We start from the raw sequence: 21,813 nt of genomic DNA on the forward strand, positions 1-21,813 counted from the left end.
GTCTGCCGAGGACTTCTCTCACTGTGGCCCAATCTGTTTGGCGAACTTGGTGTCGCGGATCGATCCGGCGGGAAGCGTCAGTCCGTCGGCGGCGTCGACGGTGACGACGACGCCATAGGAGGCCTCGAGCAGCCTGAGCCGCTGCCGGCCGGAGCTTTGGTCGAAGACGTCCCGCATCGCCCGCGGCGGTCCCACCGCCAGGATCGTGTACGGGCTGTTGGTGGGGTTGTTGTCGACGAGGATCGCCCCGCCGGCCTGCCGGATGGTCGCGTCGGGCCCGATGCGGACGCCGCCGACCGAAATCGCCTCGGCGCCGCTGGCCCACAACGAGTTGACGACCAGCTGCAGGTCCCGGTCCAGGATGATCTGCCGACTGCCGCTGATCCGCTGTTTGGACACGTCGGAAAGGTTCGGGCCGGCGCCCGGGTCGGTCACGGTCACCTTCAGTCCGGGGCCGATCACCGCCGTGCTGGCCGCCGCCAGACCCAGCGCGTCGAGGCGCGCCAACAGCCGCTGCCCTTCGGCGTCGTCGGCCAGCGCGCGGCGCTGCACGTCGTCCACCCGTGCAGACAGCTCGCTGCGCCGCTGGGCGAGCTTGGTCGCCGAGTTCTCGGTCGAACGCACATTGCCCAGCAGCAGCTGCTGCGCGGAGCGCACGCCGGGGGCGACCGAGCGGGCCTGGGCGACCGCCGCGGCGAAGACCGTGGCGATCAGCAGCGCCGCCAATGCCTGCCAGAGCCAGCTCGCGGCGCGTTCGTGCCCCCCGCCGGCTCCGGCGGCGTCGCTGCGCCTGGCAGCGGCGGCGGCGTAACCGGGATCCAGGTGCTCGGACAGCAGGGCACGCAACAGTGAGGGCACCGGGATCAGCTTCGGCCGCGCGGCCACATGGGCGCTGCGGCCGGCGTTCGGGTCGTAGCCGCCGAGCAGGCGGTCGCCGTCAGCCATTTCCGACCGCCTTGGACGCCGCGGGCGGGCGAGTGCCATGTCTGAGCCGCGGCATCCGCCGCACGACCAACGTCATCTGGACGGCGTACAGCGCGAACGACCAGAGGTAGGCGTACAAGCCCCAGATCAGGAACGCCCAGCCGCAGGCGCCGACGACCCGGCTCCACAGCGCGTCCCAGGTGCCAAGCAGCACCAGCGGAAAGCCGGACATCAACGCGAACGTGGCGGCCTTCCCGATGTAGGTCACCGGCAGCGCGGACAGCCCGCGGCTCCACACCAGCGGCAGCGTCGCGGCCAGCAGCCCGTCACGCGCCAGCAGGATGGCGACGAACCACCACGGCACGATCCCGCTCCACGCCATCACGACGGGAACGCCGACCATGTACAGGCGGTCGACCGCCGGGTCGAGCAGGACACCCAGCCGCGACGACTGGTCGAGGAGCCGGGCGATCTTGCCGTCGGCCCAGTCGGACGCACCGCTGAACATCAAGATCCCGACCGCCCAGCCGTTGGCGTGCGCGACCAGCAGGGCGTAGGCGAACACGCCGATGAGCACCAGGCGAATGGCGCTCAGCGCGTTGGGCACCGTCAGCACCCGGTTGGGCGGAAGCGCCGGCTCCATAAGCCGTGACCTTAGCCCGACGACGATGCGGTCCGCAGCGCGGACCGTGGTGGGGGCACCCCCAGCCGCATGGCGGCGAGGGGGCGAGTCGGGCAATGGGCTCAGTCGAATGCCGACGGGGCGGCTGGGCGCACACTCGGTCGTCCGCGCGCGACCTAGCGGAAGACCCCGGGCAGGCTCAGGGTCGACAGGGTGTCATCCGACAGCGGGTTGTCGTTGACCATGTAGGTCCACGTCGACGTCGGCCGGGCCAGCTTGGAAAGGTCCAGCCCCTGTTCCTCTTCCAGGACGTTGGCGGTCTCGAAGGTCTGCTGCGCGGCCTCGATGGCGTCCGCGGCCAGCGACGCGAACGCGTCGACGGCCAACCGGTGGAACTCGTCCAGCGGGTTCTGCCGGCCCAGCGCCCGCAGGTGGATGCTTTCCCGGATGTCGGCCAGGTATGCCAGGTGATCGGCCCAGCCGCGGTCCAGGTGATAGAGCATGATCTGCCGGCAGATGGTCTCCAGGCGATCCTCGGGGATGTCCTCGGCCAGCTCCTTGTACCGCTTGGGCGCCAGCTCCGCGAGCTCCTCGCGCGCGGTTGGCGTGCGCAGCAACGTGTTTCGCCGATCGACGATGATGGCGCGCTGCTGGGCGATGAGCTGGTTGTAGCGCCAGGTGTTGGCGTGCACGTCGAGCATCCGGCCCTCGGCGACGCGCTGGGCGTGGTCGAGCAGCCCGGCCGCCTTGGGGCTGACGATCCGCCCGTCGTCGTCGGTTTCCATGGGCAGCTTGTTGTGGTCGAGGTTGGCCGCCACGACGTCGTCTTCCCAACTCGAGAAGAACACCGACGAGCCCGGGTCGCCCTGGCGCCCGGCGCGCCCGCGCAGCTGGTTGTCCAGTCGCTCGGTGTGGTGCCGGCCGGTGCCCACCACGTGCAGCCCGCCGAGTTCGGCGACCCTGTCGTGGTCGGCTTCGTCGGAGCCCCCGAGCCGAATGTCGGTGCCCCGTCCCGCCATCTGTGTCGACACGGTGACTACCCCGAACTTGCCGGCCTCGGCGATGACCTCCGCCTCCTCGGCGTCGTTCTTGGCGTTGAGCACCACCGCGGGCACGCCGCGGCGCAGCAGCCGCTCGTGCAGTTCCTCCGATTCGGCCACGTCGCGGGTGCCGACCAGCACCGGCTGCCCGGTCTCGTGCACCTCGGCGATGTGCGCGACGATCGCGTCGTTCTTGGCGGCGGCGGTGATGTAGACGCGGTCGGACTCGTCCTCGCGAATGTTGGGTTCGTTCGGGGGAATTGGTGACACGCCCAGCTTGTAGAACTGGCGCAGCTGCTCCCCGGCCGCCAGCGCCGTTCCGGTCATTCCGCAGACGGTCTGATAGCGGTTGATCAGCGCCTGCACCGTGATGGTGTCGAGCACCTCGCCGGTTTCGGTGGTCTCGATCCCCTCCTTCGCCTCGACGGCGGCCTGGAGGCCGTCCGGCCAGCGTTGCAGCTGCGCGATGCGGCCGCGCGCGGCATTGATCAGGTGCACGGCGTCGTCGCGGACGATGTAGTGCACGTCGCGCTGCAACAGCACGTGTGCGTGCAGGGCGACGTTCACCTCGGTCAGGGTCGTGCCGACGTGCTCCTCGGAGTAGAGGTCGATGCCGCCGAGCGCCTTCTCCACTTTGCGGGCCCCGACGTCGGTGAGATGGACGTTGCGGCTGTCGGAGTCGGTGTCGTAATCGGTCTCCGGGGACAGTTCACCGACCAGCTTGATGATCTCCAGCCGCGGCGTCTCGCGGTGCGTCGTGCCCGCCAGCACCAACGGCACCAGCGCCTCGTCGACCAGCACCGAGTCGGCCTCGTCGATCAGGGCCACGTCGGGGTTGGGCGACACCAGGTCGTCGACGTCGACCACGAGCTGGTCGCGCAGCACGTCGAAGCCGATCTCGTTGACCGAGGCGTAGGTGACGTCGCAGCCGTAGGCCGCGCGGCGCTCCTCGCTCGTCGACTCGGCGGTGATCCAGCCGACCGTCAACCCCATCGCCTCGATGAGGGGGCCCATCCACTCCGCGTCACGGCGGGCCAGGTAGTCGTTGATGGTCACCACGTGGACATGCCGCCCGGCCAGGGCGTACCCGGCCGCGGCGATCGCCCCGGAGAGGGTCTTGCCCTCACCGGTGGCCATTTCGATGACGTCGCCGGCGAGCATGCGCAACGCACCCAGCAGCTGCACGTCAAACGGACGTAGGGTCGTCGATCTTTCGGCCGCCTCCCTGGCGATGGCGAGGAACTGCGGGATGTCCTCGGACTCGGCGAGGTCGTCGAGTTTGAGCAGCCCGGCGGCCTTGCGTAGCTGCTCGTCGGTGAGGCCGGCGGCTTCCTCGTCGTATTCCGACGAGTCGGTGACCTGGGCGAGGGACCGGCTGCGGTTCTTCTCGGTGCTGGCGCCGAGCAGTCGCCAAAAACGGCTGCTCAGACGGCCGGGCTGCGGGCGGGGGGTCTTTGACACAGGTCAACGGTACGCGACCCGCCAGCCCGCGGGTCCGCCCGCGACACGCGGTTCACGCGAGGTTGGAGCGCCGGGGATAGGCCACGTCGGGGTCGGTGAGCACGTTGACGACGGCGGGCAGGCCGCTGGCGAACGCGCGTTCCAGCGCGGGCCGCAGCTCGGCCGGCGCGGAGACCAGCTCGCCGTGGCCACCGAGGGCGCGCACCACCTCGTCGTAGCGTGTTCCCGGACGCAGTTCGGCCACCACCGAATAGCCGTACAAGGCCTCCATGGGGTGCTTCTCGAGCCCCCAGATCCCGTTGTTGCCGATCACGGAGACGACGGGCACGCGGTGGCGTACCAGGGTGTCCCATTCCATGCCGCTGAAGCCGAACGCGCCGTCGCCCTGCAACAGGACCACCTGGCGCTCGGGCCGGGCCAGCTTGGCGGCCAGGGCGTAGCCGGGGCCCGAGCCGAGGCAGCCGAAGGGGCCGCTGTCCAGCCAGCAGCCGGGCAGGTAGCTGTCGATCACCCGGCCGGCGTAGGACCCGAAATCACCGCCGTCGATAACGACGATGGCGTCGCGGTCCAGCATCGGGGCGAGCTCGGCATACACCCGCATGGGGTGCAGCGGGATGCGGTCGTCGGCGAGCTCGGCCTTCTCCTTGCCGCGCGCCGCGGTCTCGGCCGTCCGCAGTTCGTCGATCCAGTCCCGGTGGTCGGTGCCGCCCCCGGCGGCCAGCGCCGCAAGTGTCGACAACAGGTCGCCGTAGAGCTCGGCTTCGACCGGGCGGGGATGATTGCGCTGCGGTGCGCTGCGGTCCGCGACGATGAGCCGGGTCTGCGCGCCGAACACCGCGCCGAAGCCGAGCCGGAAATCCATGGGCACCCCGACGATCAGCGCAACGTCGGCCTCGCCCAACGCTTTTCCGCGCACCCGGGAGAACGCCAGCGGGTGATCGGCGGGCACCGCGCCACGGGCCATTCCGTTCATCAGCACCGGGATCTGCAGTTCCTCGGCAAGGCGCAGCAGGGCCGCCTCCCCGCGTCCCCACCAGACGTTGGTGCCCGCCATGATCACCGGCCGCTTCGCCCCGGACAGCAGGCCGGCGGCGCGGCCCAGCGCGTCACCGTCGGGAGCCGGCCCCGGCGGCAGGTCGGCAAGGGCGCCGGGGCGGCCGTGATCCTCGGACATTGAAAACACGTGGTCCATGGGGAAGTCGACGAAGCCGACGCCCGACGGGGCGCCGACCGCCGCCCGCAACGCCTCGTCGACCAGCCGTCCCGCGTCCTCGGCCGACTGCGCCGTGGCGGCGAAGCGGGCCAGCGGCGCCACGAACGGCACGTGGTCGATCTCCTGCAGCGAGCCCATGCCCCACCGCCCCGCGGGCGCCCGCCCGCCCAGCACGACGAGGGGCGACAGGTTCTGCTGCGCGGCCGCCATCGCGCTCATCCCGTTGGTGACGCCCGGTCCCGCGGTGAGCGCGGCGACGCCGGGCACCCGCGTCACTTTCGACCAGCCTTCGGCGGCGAAGGCCGCGGTCTGCTCATGGCGGGTGTCGATCAGCCGGATGCCCTCCTCTCGGCAGCCGTCGTAGACGGAGAACAGGTGACCGCCGGACAAGGTGAAGACGGTGTCGACACCGCTGGCCCGCAGGCGTCGCGCGACGAGCCGGCCCGCGTGCAATGTTTGTGTGGGGATGGCGTCCGTGCTCATAACCGCAGCCTATCCAGATCCTTCGGGTACCTTCGCCGGAGGATTTCAAGTTCCAGCAGAGTCCACCAGCGCGACCGTGAGGAGACAGCGACCATGGGCCCGAAGCCGTTCAAGCCCTCGATCGACTGGTCGACGGCCCCCATCGATTCTTTGCGGTGGGTGGCCGTCGCGTGGCTGATCAGCGCGGTGGTGCTCTTCGTCGTGCTGGTCGCCTTCCGGTATCTCACGCCGTGGGGCCGGCAGTTCTGGCGGATCACCCGCGGGTACTTCGTCGGCGCCCGCAGCGTGCGGGTGTGGCTGATGCTGGGCGTGCTGTTGCTGTCGGTGCTGCTGTCAGTGCGGCTGATGGTGTTGCTCAGCTATCAGGGCAACGACCTGTACACGGCGGTGCAGAAGGCGGTGCAGGGTCTCGCGGCCGACGACGACGCGGTCAAACAGTCCGGGATTCACGGCTTCTGGATGTCGATCGCGATTTTCAGCGTGCTGGCGGTCTTGTACGTGATCCGGTTCATGATCGACATCTACTTGACCCAGCGGTTCATCATCGCCTGGCGCATGTGGCTGACGGCGAATCTCACCGATGACTGGCTCGCCGGGCGGGCCTACTACCGCGACCTGTTCATCGACCACACCATCGACAACCCCGACCAGCGCATCCAGCAGGACATCGACATCTTCACCGCCAATGCGGGCGGCACCCCGAACATCCCGTCCAACGGCACCGGCAGCACCTTGCTGTTCGGTGCGGTCAACGCCGTGGCCTCGGTGATTTCCTTTGCGGCGATCCTGTGGAACCTGTCCGGAAATCTGACCGTGCTCGGCGTCGACCTGCCCCGCGCGATGTTCTGGACCGTGCTGGTTTACGTGCTGGTCGCCACGGTGGTGGCGATCTGGTTGGGCCATCCCCTGATCCGACTCAGCTTCGACAACGAGAGGCTCAACGCCGCATTCCGGTATGCGCTGGTGCGATTGCGCGACGCCGCGGAGGCGGTGGGCTTCTACCGCGGTGAGCGCGTCGAGCGGAACCAGCTGTGGCGGCGCTTCACCCCGATCATCGACAACTACCGCAAATTCGTGCGTCGGACCATCATCTTCAACAGCTGGAACTGGTCGGTCTCGCAGGCAATCGTGCCGTTGCCGTGGGTGATCCAGGCGCCGCGTCTGTTCGCCGGCCGGATCGATTTCGGTGATGTGGGTCAGAGCGCGACGGCTTTCGGCAATATTCAGGATTCGCTGTCGTTCTTCCGCAACAACTACGACGCCTTCGCCGCCTTCCGGGCATCGATCATCCGGTTGCACGGCCTGGTCGACGCCAACGAGAAGGGGCGCGCGCTGCCGACCATCCTGGTCAAGCCGAGCGAAGAGGCCGCCGTCGAGCTTCGCGACCTCGAGGTGCGCACGCCGGCCGGCGACCGCCTGATCGACCCGCTCGATGTCCAACTCGCCGAGGGGGATTCGCTGGTGATCACCGGTCGCTCCGGGGCCGGTAAGACCACGCTGCTGCGCAGCCTGGCGGAGTTGTGGCCGTACGCCTCCGGCACCCTGTGCCGCCCCGACGGCGACAACGCGACGATGTTTCTGTCGCAGTTGCCCTACGTGCCACTGGGCAGCCTGCGCACCGTGGTCTGCTACCCGAACTCCCCGGATGACGTCTCCGATGCCGAACTGCGGGAGGCACTCACCAAAGTGGCCCTGGCACCACTGCTCGACCGGCTCGACGAAGAGCGGGATTGGGCCAAGGTGCTTTCCCCCGGGGAGCAGCAGCGTGTCGCCTTCGCGCGCATCCTGCTGACCAAACCCAAGGCGGTATTCCTCGACGAGGCCACCTCGGCGCTGGACGAGGGCCTGGAGTTCGCGCTGTACCAACTCCTGCGGACCGAGCTGCCCGACTGCGTGGTGGTCAGCGTCAGCCATCGGCCCACCGTCGAGCAGCACCACGAGCAAGAGCTGCAACTGCTCGGTGGCGGCCCGTGGCGGCTGGGCCCCGTGGAGGAGAAGAAGGAACCCGCTCGGGTTTAACACTTTTGGGCCGCGTGCCTACGCGCCGCGTGCGCTCCGGCGCCCGGTCGTAACGCGCCTACGCGCCCCCGGCGCGGTGCGCCGCGTGCGCTCCGGCGCGGCGGCCGAAGAACGATCCCTCCCCCAGTTGCGTACCGCTGGCGTAGCCCTTGCCGTCCTGGGCGATGTTGGACGCGCACGCGCCGGCCGCATACAAGCCCGGCACGACCGTGCCGTCCTGACGCAGTACCTCGCCGTCCACCGACGTGGCGAGCCCACCGATGGTGAAACCGGCATACATCGCCTTACCCAGCGACATGTCGAACGCGCCCCACGGCCCTTGGTCTTGTGCGGCAAGGAATTCGGGCTGCTTGTGGAAGTCGGGGTCCTCGCCGCGGGCAGCGTTGGCGTTGTAGCGGTCCAGCGTCGCCACCAGGTTGCCCTCCGGAATGCCAAGCGCGGCTTCCATTTCCGGGACGGTCTCCCACCCGTCGATCAGCGGGACCAGCGGCATCTTGGGGTGCTCCAGGTGCGCCTCGTCGACGATGAGGAACGCCGCGCTGTCGGGCTGGTCCATGATGAACCCCGAAGTCCTGGAATGGTACGAATCCTCGGCGACGAAGCGCTGTCCGAGCTTGTTCACGATGATCCCCGTCAACAGGATCGACGGCGGGTACGGCGGGGCCGTGATGAAGATCTGGTCCATGTGCTCGGTTGCGCCGCCCGCCGAGACGCCCAGACGGATGCCCAGGCCGTCGTCGTACGTATTGCCCAGCACGAACGGTTTCTCGGCCAGCTTGGGCGTGTACTCGGCAACCATCTCCGGGTTCATCACGAAGCCCCCCGCGGCGATGATCACCGACTTTGCCTTGGTCGCACCGGTTTCGGAGAACTGCTTCCACGCGACACCGCTCACCGCACCCGAACCGTCGACGATGAGCTCGGTGGCGCCCGTCTCGTACCGGATCTGCACGCCCAGGTCCGCGGCGCGCTTGAGCAGCAGGTCGATCACCATGCTGGCGCCGCCGGTGTCGCCGGGCACGGGGACCTTGTGGCCGCGCGGCGCCGGCACCGCCTTCTCCAGGAATGGCCACACCTTCTCGTTGCCGGTGAACATCAGCCCCTCGGTGTTGGGCTGGATGACCGCCTTGCCCGGGAAGTAACTGCGCTCGAATTGAAAACCCAAGTCTTCCAGCCAGTTGAAATGCTCGACGCTGTCCTCGCAGTAGGCGCGAATCTTGTCGTGGTCGGGCTGGCGGGACACGGCGACCAGGTACTTGTACATCTCCTCGGCCGAGTCGGGGTGACCGGTCGCCTGCTGGACCGCCGTTCCGCCGCCCAGGTAGAAGTGGCCCCCGGCAAGCGAGGTGGTGCCGCCCGCCGCTGCGGCGCGCTCCAGCACCAACACGCGCGCCCCGGCGGCCGCCGCGCTGACGGCCGCGCAGCCACCCGCGATGCCGAAGCCGACCACGACCACGTCGACATCATCGGACCACGACGTGACGTCGTCCGCGCTGACCGTTGCCGGTATCTCGGTGCTCATTGGCGCCACTCCTCTTCATCCCTGCGTCCCCCTCGCCGTCCCCCGCAAGCGGGAGGTACCCCCACCGCGGCTGGGGGTGCCCCCACTGCGTCGTCGCCGGCGCGGCTCATCGCTGCTCCTGTTTGATGTAGTCGTAGAACGCCCTCATCTCGGGTGCGATGTAGGCGATCTCCACGAATGGCACCGCCGCCTGTGGCGCCGAGAGATAACCGAACTGGATCCCGCCGGGCATCACACCTTGCTGCACCACCGCCGCTCCGAACTCCGCGGCCCCGGCCAACGTCGCCTCGAACTGCTCGGGGCTTTCCACCTCCATGCAGATGTGGTGCAGACCCGGCCCGGATTCGCGCAGAAAGTCACTATAGATGTTCTCGCCGCGGACCGGTTGGATCAGCTCCAGTTGCATGTCACCGAGGTAGCTCAGCGAGATGCTGGCGACGAAATCAGCCGGCTTACCGAGGTAGCTGCAGGAGTCCGGAGCAAAGTGCACGTCGGGTATCCGGACCCATTTGCGCACGCCTAACATGCCGGTAAGGGCGGTTTCGGTGGCGGCCAGGTCGGTGGTGACCCACGCGATCTGCGTCGGTGATTCAACGGGAACGGTCATCGTCTCGCAGGATAGTCCAATGGCTCGCCCGCCAGTAAGGGCCGCGGAGACTTTGCCACGACGAGCCGCCGCGGTCACGCCGAAGCTGGGTGAACATGTTCTAATTCGGCCCCGCGACTATCCGTGCCGGCCCAGCATGTCCACCAGCAGCCGAAGCTGTGCCTCGAACACCGCCTCGGGATCGGTCAGGGTGTCGGCACCGTACTGCCCGAACACCTCGAGGCTGATCGCACCCAACACGCCCGCCCACAACAGGAAGCACTTGGCGACGACCTGGTCATCGCCGGGGAACCCGAACTCCTGGCGGATCCGCTCGAAGTCCGACGACATGGGTTGGGGCGCAACGGCGTCCGTGAGCCTGATGTCTCCGGTGGCAATCCCCGACGCCACGGCGTCGAAGAAGGCGGCCACCACTCTGGTTCCCACCGCGACGGTGCGTTCGGGTGGCGCGTGATACCCGGGCACGGGGCTGCCGTACAGCAGGGCCCAGCGGGCCGGGTGCGCGACGGCCCACCGCCGTGTGGCCAGCGAAATCGCGACGACATCGTCACTCCAGAGGTCCCCGACCGCCTCACGGGCCCGGTCCACGGCGTCGGCCAGGTCCGTGTAGGCATCGACCAGCAGCAGCGTCAGCAACTCATCCCGGCTGGATACGTACCGGTACACGGCCGACGACACCATGCCCAGATCCCGGGCGATCGCACGAACGGACAGCCCGGCCGCGCCGCGTTCGACCAACTGCCGGCGGCCGAGCTCGACGATGCGCGCTTCGATCTGCTCCCGCGTTTCCTGGCGTTTGCCCACGAGGTGAGTCTGACACAACCGAGATCACTGCTCTTGCTTTCTGGGTAGGACTGTGGCAGCGTGCGCGGTTGAGAGAGCGGTGCTCTCTTTTATTCCGGCAGGAGGACACGACATGTCGACGCGATACGAAGAGCCGAACGGATTGGCCCGGGCCGCCAACGCGGTGATCCGCTGGCTTGCCGAGATCGGGGTCAGCGTCGCCGGGACGCGCGCGCTGCGGGTCCGGGGGCGCAAGAGCGGCAAGCCGCGGACGGTGGTCATCAACCTGCTCACCGTCGACGGCGTGGACTATCTGGTCTCGCCGCGGGGGAACACCCAGTGGGCACGAAACGTCAGGGTCGCGGGCGTGGTCGAGACGGGTCCCCGCTGGCGCAGGCGGCGCGCCCGAGCCAGCGAGGTGGCCGACCCGGCGAAGCCCGAGCTGCTGCGGCGGTATCTGGACCGCTGGTATTGGCAGGTCAAGGACTATGTCGCGGGGCTGACCCCGGACAGCACCGATGAGCAGTTCCGCGCCGCCGCACCGACGATCCCGGTGTTCGCGCTCGCGGAGGCGAACGGGCCCCGCTGAATCGCTTAGCGGGCGCCGACCCGCGCCACCCCGAGGTCCTCACGGACCTCTTCGGACGTGGCCCGCCACGACACCGCCGCCGGGAAATTGCCCCAGACGCTGTTGAAGATCCCCACGAGCAGGCCGGGGCCGGCGCTGGAAGGCAGGTACACCGGACCGCCGGAGTCGCCGTTGTGGCTCTGTACGCCGTTCGACATGGTGAACCAGCCGTTGTTGACGCTTTCCACCGTCCCGCAGGTCTCGCCGGTGCTGACCCCGAAGTGGCAGATCGCCTGTCCGGGGGCGAGCGCCGCCGCCGGATTCGAGATCAGCGGACGCCCGCCCGGCAGGACATTGTTCGCCATGACGCCGTTGTCCAGCACGATCGCCTCGTAGTCGGTGATCAATTGGTCGGTGGCCACGGTCGTGCCGCTCGGTGTGTTGTCCCGGAAGGCGGCCAGGCGGCCGATGACGGCTCCCCCGCGGTCGGTGACGACTCCCGCGCCGCCGCGGCAGTGCCCCGCGGTGAACGCGATCTTGAGGGCGGGGTCGACGTAGCCCAGCGTGCAGACGCGGTTGTCCTGTCGAATTTCCATGCCCGGATAGACCACGACGGGGTCGGCTTTGGCCGGCGCGGGTGGCAGGGCTTGCGCGAGCGCGGCGGCGGTGACGGACGCGATGAACGCGTGCATTGCCAGGCGACGCACCATCGAACTCCGATCCGTCGGGGCCAAATCTCGACCGATTTGAGATTACGGCGTGACTTTGCGTTACGCAGAAGTGTTCGCGCCGTCCGCCGCCGGCGTTACGTCGTCGTCGCGAGGGGAAGCGCGGCCTCCGGGTGGCCCGCGGTGCGCGGAGCCCAGCCCGGCGGGCCGAACACGTAACCCAACCGATCCCGCAGGCGGGTCGCCGATCGCCAGTCGCGGGCAATCGCCACGTACTCGTGGGTCTGCAGCTTCCAGATGTTGAACGTGTCGACCTGCTTGGTCAGCCCGTAATGCGGGCGGAACAGCTCGGCCTGGAAGCTGCCGAAAATGCGGTCCCAGACGATGAGGATGCCGCCGTAATTCTTGTCGAGGTAGATCTGGTCCATCCCGTGGTGCACCCGGTGGTGCGACGGGGTGTTGAACACGAATTCGAAGGGTCGTGGCAGCTTGTCGATCCGCTCGGTGTGTACCCAGAACTGGTAGATCAGGCTGATGGAGAAACTGAAGAACACCATCCATGGCGGGACTCCCAACAGCGGCAGGGGAACCCACATCAAGATCTCGCCGCTGTTGTTCCACTTCTGGCGCAACGCGGTGGCGAAGTTGAAGTATTGGCTCGAGTGATGCGCCTGATGCGTCGCCCAGATCAACCGGACCCGGTGGGCGATCCGGTGGTAGGCGTAATACAGCAGGTCGACACCGAGGAGCGCGATGACCCACGTGTACCACCTGCCCACCGAGAGATGCCACGGCGCCACGTAGGCGAAGAGCGCGGCGTAGCCGAACAGGGCCAGGGTCTTCCAGGCGGCGGTGGTCCCCACCGAGACCAGTCCCATCGAGATGCTGGCCATTGAGTCGCGGGTGAGGTAGGCGCCGGAGACGGGCCGTTGCTCCTCGACCATGCTTTCCAGCTTCCGGGCCGCCGCCCATTCCAGCGTCAACAGCAACAAGAAGAACGGAATGGCAAGCAGCACCGGGTCCCGCATCTGCGGGGGCAGCGCGGACACAAAGGCTGAGAGCGTACTCACAGGGATAAGACTACGACGCGCGACGCGGTGGTCGGGTCGCCTTGGTCCGGTATGCGGGCCGCACCGTCTCGACGTGGACCGATGGACGCCCGGGCCCTAGCCGCGCCCCTCCGATTGCGCTTCGTCGCCGGCGTACCACTGCACCGCCCGGACTCCGGGTTGCAGGGACAGCTCCGCCACCAACCGCTCCAGCCGGGAGGGGGCGTCCCCGTCCATGAGTAGGTGTGCGGTCAAGGTGATTCCGTCGTCGTCGGCCTGACCGGTATGGATTCCCCGCAGCGTGATGTCGTTGCTGCTGGCGTGCTGCACGATCTGGGCGCGTGCGTACTTCTCGTGCTTCGGGCGAGAGACCACCTGCACCAGGTAGGGCCGCAGGCTTTCGTCTTCGTCGCCGGTGTTGTCGCGGTCGATCAGCCGGCCCAGGGGCCGCCCGAGAAGGTGGATGCCGATCACGGTCCCGGTGCCGATCAACGCGAAAACCAGATGGCCGGACGCCGCCAGGACACCGATCGCCGCCGAACACCACAGGGTGGCGGCGGTGTTCAGGCCGCGAACATTGACCCCTTCACGCAGGATCACCCCACCGCCGAGGAACCCGATGCCGGACACCACGTACGACGCGACCCTGGTGGGGCTGGTGTCGGTGGTAGCGGCGGCGTACAGCACGAACAACGTCGCGCCGCCGGCGACCAGGGCGTTGGTGCGCAGGCCGGCTCGCCGCGCCCGCCATTGCCGCTCCAGACCGATGAGGGCGCCGCAACCCACTCCGACGGCAAGCCGGAGTGCGAAATCAGCGACGCTCAGCGTCTCCATCGGCGCTCCCTTTCTCGTTCGCGGCTCCGCACGGTCGCTTTAGCCGCAGCCAACCCGGTTCAGGTGAACGGCCGGTGGACCACAAGCCCATCAGTCGCATTGCGTCCACGCGCGCGACACCTGCGGGCAATCGGCGGACCCGATGGCCGCGCCGAGCTAGCTTTTGTTGAGTTGCTGAGGACAGTAGTACTTCGCGGCGATCGCCAAAAACGACGTTGCGTGATCGGTGGTGAGTCCGGGGTTTTGGGCTTTGAGTTCGTCGACCATCTGGGGCCCGTACTCGCCGTTGCCCATCGACTCGCACACCGCTCGCGCGAACTGGACGGCCGCGTCCGAGGTCTTGTAGGTGATACCCGCGCTGCGCAGCGACGCCAGAAAGCTCGACTCGTCGGCGCCACCGGTATCGGGCTCGCCGTACGCGGGCGCCGCAACTGTGATCACGGCGCAAGCACCGATCAGCGCCCCGAGCAGCTTCATAGCTGGCGATTGTCTCATGTCGGATCGTCGCGCGCAGCGCGGCGTCGAGGTGGCTGAATCGCGTTAGCGCTCAGGGCGACTCGGCAATCGCCGCCGCGCGTCAGGCTTTGCTGAGTTGGTGCGGGCAGTAGTACTTCGCCGAAAGCATGGCGAAGTTGGACGCCATCTCCATGTCCATACCCGGATTGTGCATCTTCACGTCGTGCAGCACCTCCAGGCCCGACTCCCCGTTGTTGAGGCACGAACAGACCGCCCGGCCTGCCCCGACGGCCGCATCCGGGCTGGCGAAGGTAAAGCCCGCTTGATGCAAGGCGGAGAGGAACGCACCGTCGTCACCATCGGGTTCCGGCGGAGGATCGGCGTATGCCGGGGCGGCCAGGCCGATCACGAGGGGGACGCCTAGCAGCGCTAGTAGCCGTTTCATTTCCTACCTTCTCTCCTGCTGACGGGAAGACACGTTGGCGGCGGAACTTGCCCAGTCGACCGCTGAACATTGTTGCTGCCTAACTTGATTGCGCGGCATCGGGCACGACTTTGGACTTGACGCCCTTTTTCAGATGCACCGCGTGGATGCCGGGTTTCTTCGCCAGTTGCTCGAGGAGGGCGTCGAGACCCTCCTGGTCGACGTTGTGGTGCTGCACCGTTTCCGGTTTCTCCGATATCTGTGCGACCAGACGCTTCAGTTGTTCGGGCGATTGCTTGTCTTTGAGGTCCTTGATCGGCTTCATCCGGTTGCGCACACTCGCCCCGACCACGGTGGGACCCCCGGAACCCATTGCGCTGCCCAACATCCCGGCCATCCCCATCGAGCTGAACAGGCTGCCCTCGCCCAGCGCGGCGGCCGGCACGGCCTCGGGCCCGGCGGCCGACAACGCGGCGGCCACCGTCCGGATGGCCGGGGTTGCCGAGGCCCAGCTGGGCGGGACGGTCAACGACCCCACCAACGTGCCCCGGGCGAAACCCGCGGTCGGCGTGATCGCGTCGAAGAGCGTTCCCCGGCTGAAGCCGAGCGCCCCGAGCCCCGCGCCCAGTGCGTCCTTCGGCAGCGCGCCGTAGGCGATGGGAGGGGCGAACTTGAGCCACTGTGAAACGGGGAAGTTGATCAGCAGGCCGATGTCGTTGAACTGGGTCGTCAGGCCGATCGGGACCTTGATGGCGTTGTACCATCCCGTCCAGTACGACGCCCCGCCGGGCAGTCCGTTCAGCAGACCCGTCGCGAACTCGTTGTAGAGGTAGGCGAGGTTGGCGGGAATAGAGAACGGTCCGCTATACGGCAGGGTGGTTGTCGTGGTCTTTAACAGGCTATTTGTCACATTGCCGACCGCGTTGTTGGTGCTCATGGTCAGCGCGGCCGCCTGCATCGGTCCGGCCGACTCGGTGGTGGTCTGTGGCGCCGGGCTGAACTGCGTCAACTTGTTGGAGGCGGTCGCCGAGGAGGCGAAGTAGGTGTCCATCGCCACCGCGTCCTGGGCCCACATCTCGCTGTATTGGACCTCGGTGGCCGCGATGGCCGCGGTGTTCTGCCCGAGCAGGTTGGTCGCAACCAGCTGCGCCAGCTGGGTACGGTTCGCCGTGATCACCGGCGGCGGCACGTGTGCGGCGAACGCCGTCTCATAGGCAGTTGCGGCCTCGGCAGCCTGGGCCGCCGTTTGGGCGGCTTGGACGGCGGTCTGTTGCAGCCAGGCCACATAGGGGGCGGCCGCGCTCGCCATGGCAACCGATGACGGCCCCACCCAGGGGCCGGCCGTCAGGCTCGCGATCACCGACGAATAGGCCGACGCGGTGGACTGCAGGTCGGCCGCCAGGTTCTCCCAGGCCGTCGCCGCGGCCACCAGCGATGCCGCTCCCGGGCCGCTGTACATGCGGCCGGAGTTGAACTCCGGCGGAAAGGCTCCGTAAAACATCGCTATTCCCCTTGCCTGGTTTTTGGCGCCTGGCCGGATGGTGCTGGGCGAATGTGCGTCGTCATGGCCGTCATTCCTCCTCGAGGAACGGAATCACGATGATGGTGGCCGCCGCGGGGTCTGCCTCGGCGACGACGCCGCCGAGCGAGCCTGCCGCCGCGGCACCGCCGGCTACCGGGCGGACCGCGGTGGCGGCGATGGCGCGGCCGGCCAGGCTGGACAGGGCCATCTGACTGAAGGCGCCCTCCTCGGCCATCGCGGCGACCGGGGCGGCCGCCATGTTGGTGGGCAGCACCTGGGCCAGGGTTCTGATCGACGGAGCGGCCTCGGTCCAGCCCTGCGGCACCGACATGCTGCCCACCAGGGCCGCTTTGCCCATCGATCCGGTGACCGGCGCGGCGCCCACGGCCGAACTCAGCATGGGCTTGACCGCGCCGCTGGCGAGGGGCGCCAGCGCACCGCTGATCGCTTTCGGGCCGGCCAGATACGCGGCGGCGCTCTGTCCGTTCTGGCCCCACGCGTAGGCCTGCCCGAACGACAGGAACGGACCGCCGGGGATGGTGCTCCACGACTGCGGTGAATATGGCCCGGTGAAGACCGACCAGAACTCGTTCCAGTTATTGACGGCAGTTGGCAAGGTAAGTGTCGGCGTCGAGGCCGCGCCCGAGGTGCCTGATCCAGCGCTGGACGACAACTGCACCGCCGGCTGGACCGTGGAGTTCAGCTGGGATAGGTGAGCGGCGGTGTTCACGCTCGACAAGGTGTGGGACTGGGTGACCGCGGCCGCCTGCATCGGTGCGGCCGACTGGTTGGTGGTCTGGGGCGGCTCGGCGAACGGGGTCAGCTGCGATGCGGTCGCCGACGAGGCCGCGTAGCCGTACATCGCGGCGGCGTCCTGCGCCCACATCTCCATGTACTGGGCCTCGGTGGCGGCGATCGCCGGGGTGTTCTGGCCGAGGATGTTCGTGGCGATCAACGTCGCCAGCAGCGCGCGGTTGGCCGCGATCACCGGCGGCGGGACCGTGGCCGCGAAAGCCGCCTCGTAGGCGCCCGCGGCCAGCTTGGCCTGGGTGCCGGTAGCTTCGGCCTGAGCGCCGGTGGCGTTGATCCACGCCACGTATGGGGCCGCGGCGGCGGCCATCGCGATCGACGACGGCCCCGTCCACGGTCCCGCCGCCAGCGCTTCGACCACCGAGTTGTACGACGCCCCGGTGGCCTGCAGCTCGGCGGCCAACTCATCCCACGCCGCCGCGGCGGTCAACAGCGGACCCGACCCCGCGCCCACGTACATCCGCCCCGAGTTAACCTCCGGCGGAAGCGCTCCGAAATCCAGCATCTCCTACCTCCGGTCCCCTAAGTGGCCGCCATGGTAGGCGGGGCTTTGCTGCCCTGGCCGCATCCGACCCACGGTTCTAATGAAACGCATCAAATCCGTCCTTGAGGCCATGAGCTCATTTCACACGTGTTGGACAACAGACCATTTCTCCTTAGCTGAAGCCCCCCGAAAAGATTGGTGCGCAGCCCACTTCTTTGGCTGCACCACGAATATAAGGGAATCGTGACCGCACTGTATTCGGCCAGCGTTCCCGGCAGGTAACGCCGTGTAAAAACCGAATGTCACCGAGCCGTTCGATCGTGTGAGAACTTTGCCCTCCCAGCTATTTCCGATAGCCCATAGACATGGTGTTCAGCCATGCTTTATGGCGCACACTAGCAACGGTTCGTGACGAATTTCACAACCGCGGCTTTACAATGCAATGATTGGCGTAGTCGACCTATAGTGCCGCTACGCTAAATCAACTCTGACCTAAGATTGATGCGGAATCGCAGAGCCCGAATAACCTCCTATTTCATCCTGCAAAACAGCACAAAAGGCCGTGTGCAGCAACGCTGCAAACCATTCATCGGCTTCCGGACCGACAGGCTCATTATGACCATGTCAGCCCGAATTAATTTATGTCCTCAATTTCACACGTGGTTACGCCCAGCTGGACCCGACGGCGCTGTCGGTGCTCGCCATGTTGCTACCGGCGCTTTGCACCTTCTGCCCGTGGGCGTTGGCCTGCTCGTAGATCACCTGGAAGTTGCGACCCAACTGGGTGATGAACTCCTGGCAGGCCACCGAACCCGCACCGCCCCAGAAGTCACCCGCAGCAAGCACATCGCGCACGATGGCCTGATGTTCGGCCTCCAGTGATGCGGCCTGGGCGCGGATCAAGGCGCCGTGGGCGTCGACATCGCCGAACTGATAGTTGATTGTCATGCAATTCCCCTAGCGTTCATCAACACGAAGGGTAAACGGACTACGCTGCCGCGCCGCTGATTAGCTGCTGATAGTTTCCTGTGGGCGCAGTTTCCACAGCTCATGTGGGCTTTTTCGAGAAGACCCGCGGGGTCGTAACGCCGGTCGCATAGTTGCCGAGACGCCCGATTTTCCTCAACGTGACATGTAAAAAACCGCGGCCTCGGCGATGCCCACGCCCAGGGTTGCCGGCACCGCGAGCCGCGACCAGCCACCCCTGATTGCCTGGCAGCCCGGGCTGCGGTCGGGCCGGGCATCCACCGACGCCGGATTACGCGCTACCCGGCGGGCACCGGAACCGATTTACGCGGACTTGTTCTCGGCGACTGCCGCACTGAGGCCCTCTGCGAGATCCTCCTGCGTCAATTCCCTGAACCGCTGGAGCTGCCGCTCGCTGAACTCGGTGACGTCGCTGGCCAGCACCGCATCCAGGTCCTCGTCGTCGAGGCGGAAGCTGCGGTGGTCGCGGGCCTTCTCCACCACGTTGCGCACGAAACCGGCATTGCCGAGCGTATCGATGCCGCGGATCAAGTCCCCGTCTTCGGAGTAGCTCTCGTCGAGATAAAACCTGGTGTACGAAGGCAACAGCGATTGGGCCGCTTCCTCGGTGATGACGTCCTCATTTTCCTGGCCCATCAACCGGGTCAGCGCCACCAGCTCGTCCGGCGTATAGCTGAAGAACTCGATCACGGTCGAAAACCGCCGCCGCAGACCCTGATTCACGTCGAGCATCTTTTCCATCGCCTTGGCGTAGCCCGCACCGAAGACCACCAGTTCGTCACGGTGGTTCTCCATGTACAACAGCAGCGTGTTGATGATCGCGTTGCCGTACGGGTCACCCTGCTGGTAACCCTTCTCGTGCAACGTGTGCATCTCGTCGAAGAACACCGCGCCGCCCAGAGCCTCCTCGAGCATCTCCTCGGTGTTCTTCTCCGCGTCGGCCATGTATCGGCCCAACAGCTTGGTCCGGCTGGTCTCCACCACCACCGGCTTGCGCAGCACCGTCAAGCCGCACAACTGCTTGGCGAAGGCCCGCGCCACCGAGGTCTTACCGGTGCCGGGCGGCCCCAGCAGCAGGGTGTGGCGCGACGTCACCGGCACCGGGAGGCCCATCTTGGCGCGCGCCAGGTTCACCTTCGTCGTCGCCTTGATGAGTTTGATCTCCCGCTTGGCGCGCTCCATGCCCAGCATCGCGTTGAGCTCCGCGTCACCCTCGGCGAGATACCGGGCGGCCTCCTCGGCGTGGCGCGCGGCCTCCACCTCCGCCCGGGTCGGCGCGCTGTCCGCATCCCACGGATCAGTCCGCGCCTCAATGGTTTCCGGGTCCGTCAGCACGAGTCGATAGTTCGGGTTGTCCAGCGCTTCACGGGCCGGACTGAACTTCGGATCCCGCGAGTACACCCGCCGCAGCAGTTCGACGGCCTCTTCCTCGCGACCCAGGTGTCGCAAGCACATGCCCTGCGTATAGAGGGCGATATTGGCCGCGCCCGGCACCCGGTCACCCTCGACGGCGTCCCGGCCACGCCGCAGCGCCTCCTCGAAGACGCCGAGCGACGCCAACGCCGTGGTTGCCATCGCCGCGCCGGCCGCCTTCAGCTCGGGCTGGCGCCAGACCTTGCCCTCCGGGAACTGATTGAGCACCTCCGGCCACCGCCCGGTCCGGAAATACAGCACGCCCCGCACGTAGTCGACCAGTTCCTGCTCGAACGGCTGGCGGGGTTCGATCCCGTCGAGCAGCTCCGAGGCCTCCTCGTAGCGCTTGGCCTCGGCGAGTACGGCCGCGTAAGCGCATGCGAGTGATTCCACGCTGGTGACCGCAAGCTGCAGGAACAAACCGTCGGAAACCTGGGGACGGAACTGCAGGTCGGTGACCCCGAGCCGGCGGGTCTCCCACCCGAAGGTCCGGACCGACGCCCACGCGCCGGCGAGCACCTCGATGCTGCGCTCCCCCGCGAGCAAGCGCGCCAGCCAGGCGTCGCACATCCCGGGGTCCAGGTTGGTGGCCGTGGTGAACATCTGCGACGCCACCTGCGGGTTGTGGCTCGGCTGTAGCCCGTTGACCGATATCCCGGATGCCAACAGGCCGGCGACCATCGCATTGCGGGCGCCTTCAGCCGTCGATTGCGGCCGCGTCATTGCGCTACAGGCACGCCCGCCGGGCTCCCTTGCAGCTGGCCGACCGACAGCACCAGGTCGTCTTCGTCGTCACGCAAGCCGCGGCTCGGCACGACAAGCCGGTCGCGTGTGGCCGGCGCCGGCAAACTGGCGCGTACCGCCGCCAGCTGGCGTCCGGTGAGGCGGTTGAGGCCGGCAGACACGTCGCGGGGCAGCCGCTTCTCGCTGTGGTAGCGGACCCAGGCCGACATCTGGGGCCGGCCCGCGCGAGCGGTCAGCCGGACGGTCAGCACGGTGGCCACGGTATCCGCCTGCCACAGCCCGTCGAGCGTGTCGGTGGAGATGTCTGCCGGCGTCACCCAGAAGCTGGTGGTGAAGCCGTTGAAATGCTTGAGGTGGCGCCAGCCCGGCCGGCTCCAGGTCGGCTCCAGGTCGGCCAGCACCGCGCGATCCACCTCGGTGATCTCCTCGGCGGTCAATGGCCGTGCGGCACAAGTGAGTCCGTCGAGATCCTGGGCAAGCCGCTCGGTGGCCGCCACAAACGTCGACGCCAGCGAATCACGGACGGCCACCGCGGCGATGTTGCGCTGCGGGTTCATCCGCAGCACCAGCCAGGTCCGGCGGACATACGAGGTGGGCTCGCCGTTGGCCACCTCCCACTTCTCCGGACCCCAGTCGTCGAGCTTCGACAACTCGGCGGCATTTCCGCCGCGGCGCACCTTCACCGACACGATGTCGATGTCATCGAGGTGAATGTCGAACTGCCGCAAGCCATCCGCGACGGCCTGCACCATCAAGGTGGGCGGCGACGTCCGGTGCCGGTGCCGCGACGACGGGTCATCGTCGCCACCGTTGACCGCGATCACCGTCACCAGCTGGCCCTCGTACTCCCGCACGCCGACCTTGTCGCGCCCAAATCGGCGCTGGTAGTCGAGCGCCGGAGTGCAGCCGGCGCCCAGCGCGGTGCCCGGATCGGCCGACCAATCCCACAGCCAGGTCGCCAATCCCGATGTCACCGTGATGCCGTGATAGGTCACCAACGACAACAGCGCGATCAACGCCGCAAGGCCGACACCCACCCAGAACGCGATGCGATAGGTGCCCTGCCAGGACTCTGGGCAATGGCTGGCGACCACCAGGATGGCGATGTCCACCAAGAACACCGCCGTGACCCGTGGCCACGACAAAGACAACCCGAACCTGCGCTGAGCTTTCATGACTG

19 protein-coding genes and 1 pseudogene are annotated in these 21,813 nt (G+C 67.7%); 2 read left to right on the plus strand and 18 right to left on the minus strand.

Annotation, left to right across the window (positions count from 1 at the left end; translation table 11 throughout):
- Positions 1-18 precede the first annotated feature (18 nt).
- The 4 genes from U8D42_RS09380 to U8D42_RS09395 form a co-directional block, all read right to left on the minus strand.
- Positions 19-945, minus strand: coding sequence for a DUF881 domain-containing protein (locus tag U8D42_RS09380; protein WP_085239563.1), 927 nt, complete (start codon positions 943-945; stop codon positions 19-21).
- Positions 938-1,567, minus strand: coding sequence for a CDP-alcohol phosphatidyltransferase family protein (locus U8D42_RS09385; RefSeq protein WP_090421965.1), 630 nt, complete (start codon positions 1,565-1,567; stop codon positions 938-940). Before U8D42_RS09385 ends, U8D42_RS09380 begins: the two co-directional genes overlap by 8 nt.
- Positions 1,568-1,722: 155 nt before the next feature.
- Complete coding sequence (gene secA2, locus U8D42_RS09390; protein ID WP_322860341.1) at positions 1,723-4,047, minus strand: accessory Sec system translocase SecA2; 2,325 nt, start codon at positions 4,045-4,047, stop codon at positions 1,723-1,725.
- Positions 4,048-4,099: 52 nt separating this feature from the next.
- On the minus strand, positions 4,100-5,743 hold the full coding sequence (locus tag U8D42_RS09395; protein WP_322860340.1) for an acetolactate synthase: 1,644 nt from the start codon (positions 5,741-5,743) through the stop codon (positions 4,100-4,102).
- 93 nt (positions 5,744-5,836) lie between these two features.
- Here U8D42_RS09395 and U8D42_RS09400 point away from each other — a divergent pair, with 93 nt between their 5' ends.
- Entirely contained in the window at positions 5,837-7,762 is a 1,926-nt protein-coding gene (locus U8D42_RS09400; protein ID WP_322860339.1) for an ABC transporter ATP-binding protein/permease, read from the plus strand.
- A gap of 58 nt (positions 7,763-7,820) precedes the next feature.
- Here the strand turns inward: U8D42_RS09400 and U8D42_RS09405 are convergent, their stop codons facing one another.
- The 4 genes and pseudogenes from U8D42_RS09405 to U8D42_RS09415 all read right to left on the minus strand — a co-directional run bounded on the left by U8D42_RS09405 (position 7,821) and on the right by U8D42_RS09415 (position 10,695).
- Entirely contained in the window at positions 7,821-9,284 is a 1,464-nt protein-coding gene (locus tag U8D42_RS09405) for an FAD-binding protein (protein ID WP_322860338.1), read from the minus strand.
- Positions 9,281-9,388: pseudogene (locus U8D42_RS29350) on the minus strand (hypothetical protein); the annotation flags it as partial. The gene U8D42_RS09405 and the pseudogene U8D42_RS29350, both read right to left, overlap by 4 nt.
- A gap of 2 nt (positions 9,389-9,390) precedes the next feature.
- Positions 9,391-9,891: a VOC family protein gene (locus U8D42_RS09410; RefSeq protein WP_322860337.1), complete on the minus strand. Its 501-nt coding sequence runs from the start codon at positions 9,889-9,891 to the stop codon at positions 9,391-9,393.
- A gap of 117 nt (positions 9,892-10,008) precedes the next feature.
- Positions 10,009-10,695: a TetR/AcrR family transcriptional regulator gene (locus tag U8D42_RS09415; protein WP_322860336.1), complete on the minus strand. Its 687-nt coding sequence runs from the start codon at positions 10,693-10,695 to the stop codon at positions 10,009-10,011.
- A gap of 112 nt (positions 10,696-10,807) precedes the next feature.
- On the opposite strand from U8D42_RS09415, the gene U8D42_RS09420 reads away from it, so the two are divergent.
- On the plus strand, positions 10,808-11,263 hold the full coding sequence (locus U8D42_RS09420) for a nitroreductase/quinone reductase family protein (protein WP_322860335.1): 456 nt from the start codon (positions 10,808-10,810) through the stop codon (positions 11,261-11,263).
- A 5-nt stretch (positions 11,264-11,268) separates the two neighbouring features.
- On the opposite strand, the gene U8D42_RS09425 is transcribed toward U8D42_RS09420, so the two are convergent.
- From U8D42_RS09425 to eccE, 10 genes are all read right to left on the minus strand, one after another.
- A complete protein-coding gene (locus U8D42_RS09425) occupies positions 11,269-11,952 on the minus strand; it encodes a hypothetical protein (RefSeq protein WP_085239572.1) in 684 nt (227 codons plus the stop codon).
- Between the two features lie 95 nt (positions 11,953-12,047).
- A complete protein-coding gene (locus U8D42_RS09430; RefSeq protein ID WP_431523865.1) occupies positions 12,048-12,938 on the minus strand; it encodes a sterol desaturase family protein in 891 nt (296 codons plus the stop codon).
- A 138-nt stretch (positions 12,939-13,076) separates the two neighbouring features.
- Positions 13,077-13,793: an MgtC/SapB family protein gene (locus tag U8D42_RS09435; protein ID WP_085239574.1), complete on the minus strand. Its 717-nt coding sequence runs from the start codon at positions 13,791-13,793 to the stop codon at positions 13,077-13,079.
- Between the two features lie 156 nt (positions 13,794-13,949).
- Positions 13,950-14,270, minus strand: coding sequence for a DUF732 domain-containing protein (locus tag U8D42_RS09440; protein ID WP_322860333.1), 321 nt, complete (start codon positions 14,268-14,270; stop codon positions 13,950-13,952).
- 100 nt (positions 14,271-14,370) lie between these two features.
- Positions 14,371-14,694: a DUF732 domain-containing protein gene (locus U8D42_RS09445; RefSeq protein ID WP_322860332.1), complete on the minus strand. Its 324-nt coding sequence runs from the start codon at positions 14,692-14,694 to the stop codon at positions 14,371-14,373.
- A gap of 79 nt (positions 14,695-14,773) precedes the next feature.
- The gene (locus tag U8D42_RS09450) at positions 14,774-16,174 is read right to left on the minus strand and encodes a PPE family protein (protein ID WP_322860331.1); all 1,401 of its coding nucleotides are present in this window, start codon (positions 16,172-16,174) and stop codon (positions 14,774-14,776) included.
- A gap of 70 nt (positions 16,175-16,244) precedes the next feature.
- A complete protein-coding gene (locus tag U8D42_RS09455) occupies positions 16,245-17,510 on the minus strand; it encodes a PPE family protein (RefSeq protein WP_322860330.1) in 1,266 nt (421 codons plus the stop codon).
- 642 nt (positions 17,511-18,152) lie between these two features.
- Positions 18,153-18,437, minus strand: a complete 285-nt coding sequence (locus U8D42_RS09460; protein WP_046182844.1) for a WXG100 family type VII secretion target — start codon at positions 18,435-18,437, stop codon at positions 18,153-18,155.
- A gap of 342 nt (positions 18,438-18,779) precedes the next feature.
- Positions 18,780-20,612: a type VII secretion AAA-ATPase EccA gene (gene eccA / locus U8D42_RS09465; protein ID WP_322860329.1), complete on the minus strand. Its 1,833-nt coding sequence runs from the start codon at positions 20,610-20,612 to the stop codon at positions 18,780-18,782.
- Entirely contained in the window at positions 20,609-21,808 is a 1,200-nt protein-coding gene (eccE, locus tag U8D42_RS09470) for a type VII secretion protein EccE (protein ID WP_322860328.1), read from the minus strand. Before eccE ends, eccA begins: the two co-directional genes overlap by 4 nt.
- Between the last annotated feature and the right edge of the window lie 5 nt (positions 21,809-21,813).

Source organism: Mycobacterium europaeum, from assembly GCF_034555895.2.
Classification (GTDB): Bacteria; Actinomycetota; Actinomycetes; order Mycobacteriales; family Mycobacteriaceae; genus Mycobacterium; species Mycobacterium europaeum.

Bases quoted from the DNA above. Each gene is read 5' to 3' on its own strand.
- U8D42_RS09380 (WP_085239563.1), bottom strand. From the start codon at position 945: ATGGCTGACGGCGACCGCCTGCTCGGCGGCTACGACCCGAACGCCGGC.
- U8D42_RS09385 (WP_090421965.1), bottom strand. From the start codon at position 1,567: ATGGAGCCGGCGCTTCCGCCCAACCGGGTGCTGACGGTGCCCAACGCG.
- U8D42_RS09395 (WP_322860340.1), bottom strand. From the start codon at position 5,743: ATGAGCACGGACGCCATCCCCACACAAACATTGCACGCGGGCCGGCTC.
- U8D42_RS09400 (WP_322860339.1), top strand. From the start codon at position 5,837: ATGGGCCCGAAGCCGTTCAAGCCCTCGATCGACTGGTCGACGGCCCCC.
- U8D42_RS09405 (WP_322860338.1), bottom strand. From the start codon at position 9,284: ATGAGCACCGAGATACCGGCAACGGTCAGCGCGGACGACGTCACGTCG.
- U8D42_RS09410 (WP_322860337.1), bottom strand. From the start codon at position 9,891: ATGACCGTTCCCGTTGAATCACCGACGCAGATCGCGTGGGTCACCACC.
- U8D42_RS09420 (WP_322860335.1), top strand. From the start codon at position 10,808: ATGTCGACGCGATACGAAGAGCCGAACGGATTGGCCCGGGCCGCCAAC.
- U8D42_RS09425 (WP_085239572.1), bottom strand. From the start codon at position 11,952: ATGGTGCGTCGCCTGGCAATGCACGCGTTCATCGCGTCCGTCACCGCC.
- U8D42_RS09430 (WP_431523865.1), bottom strand. From the start codon at position 12,938: ATGCGGGACCCGGTGCTGCTTGCCATTCCGTTCTTCTTGTTGCTGTTG.
- U8D42_RS09435 (WP_085239574.1), bottom strand. From the start codon at position 13,793: ATGGAGACGCTGAGCGTCGCTGATTTCGCACTCCGGCTTGCCGTCGGA.
- U8D42_RS09440 (WP_322860333.1), bottom strand. From the start codon at position 14,270: ATGAAGCTGCTCGGGGCGCTGATCGGTGCTTGCGCCGTGATCACAGTT.
- U8D42_RS09445 (WP_322860332.1), bottom strand. From the start codon at position 14,694: ATGAAACGGCTACTAGCGCTGCTAGGCGTCCCCCTCGTGATCGGCCTG.
- U8D42_RS09450 (WP_322860331.1), bottom strand. From the start codon at position 16,174: ATGTTTTACGGAGCCTTTCCGCCGGAGTTCAACTCCGGCCGCATGTAC.
- U8D42_RS09455 (WP_322860330.1), bottom strand. From the start codon at position 17,510: ATGCTGGATTTCGGAGCGCTTCCGCCGGAGGTTAACTCGGGGCGGATG.
- U8D42_RS09460 (WP_046182844.1), bottom strand. From the start codon at position 18,437: ATGACAATCAACTATCAGTTCGGCGATGTCGACGCCCACGGCGCCTTG.
- eccA (WP_322860329.1), bottom strand. From the start codon at position 20,612: ATGACGCGGCCGCAATCGACGGCTGAAGGCGCCCGCAATGCGATGGTC.
- eccE (WP_322860328.1), bottom strand. From the start codon at position 21,808: ATGAAAGCTCAGCGCAGGTTCGGGTTGTCTTTGTCGTGGCCACGGGTC.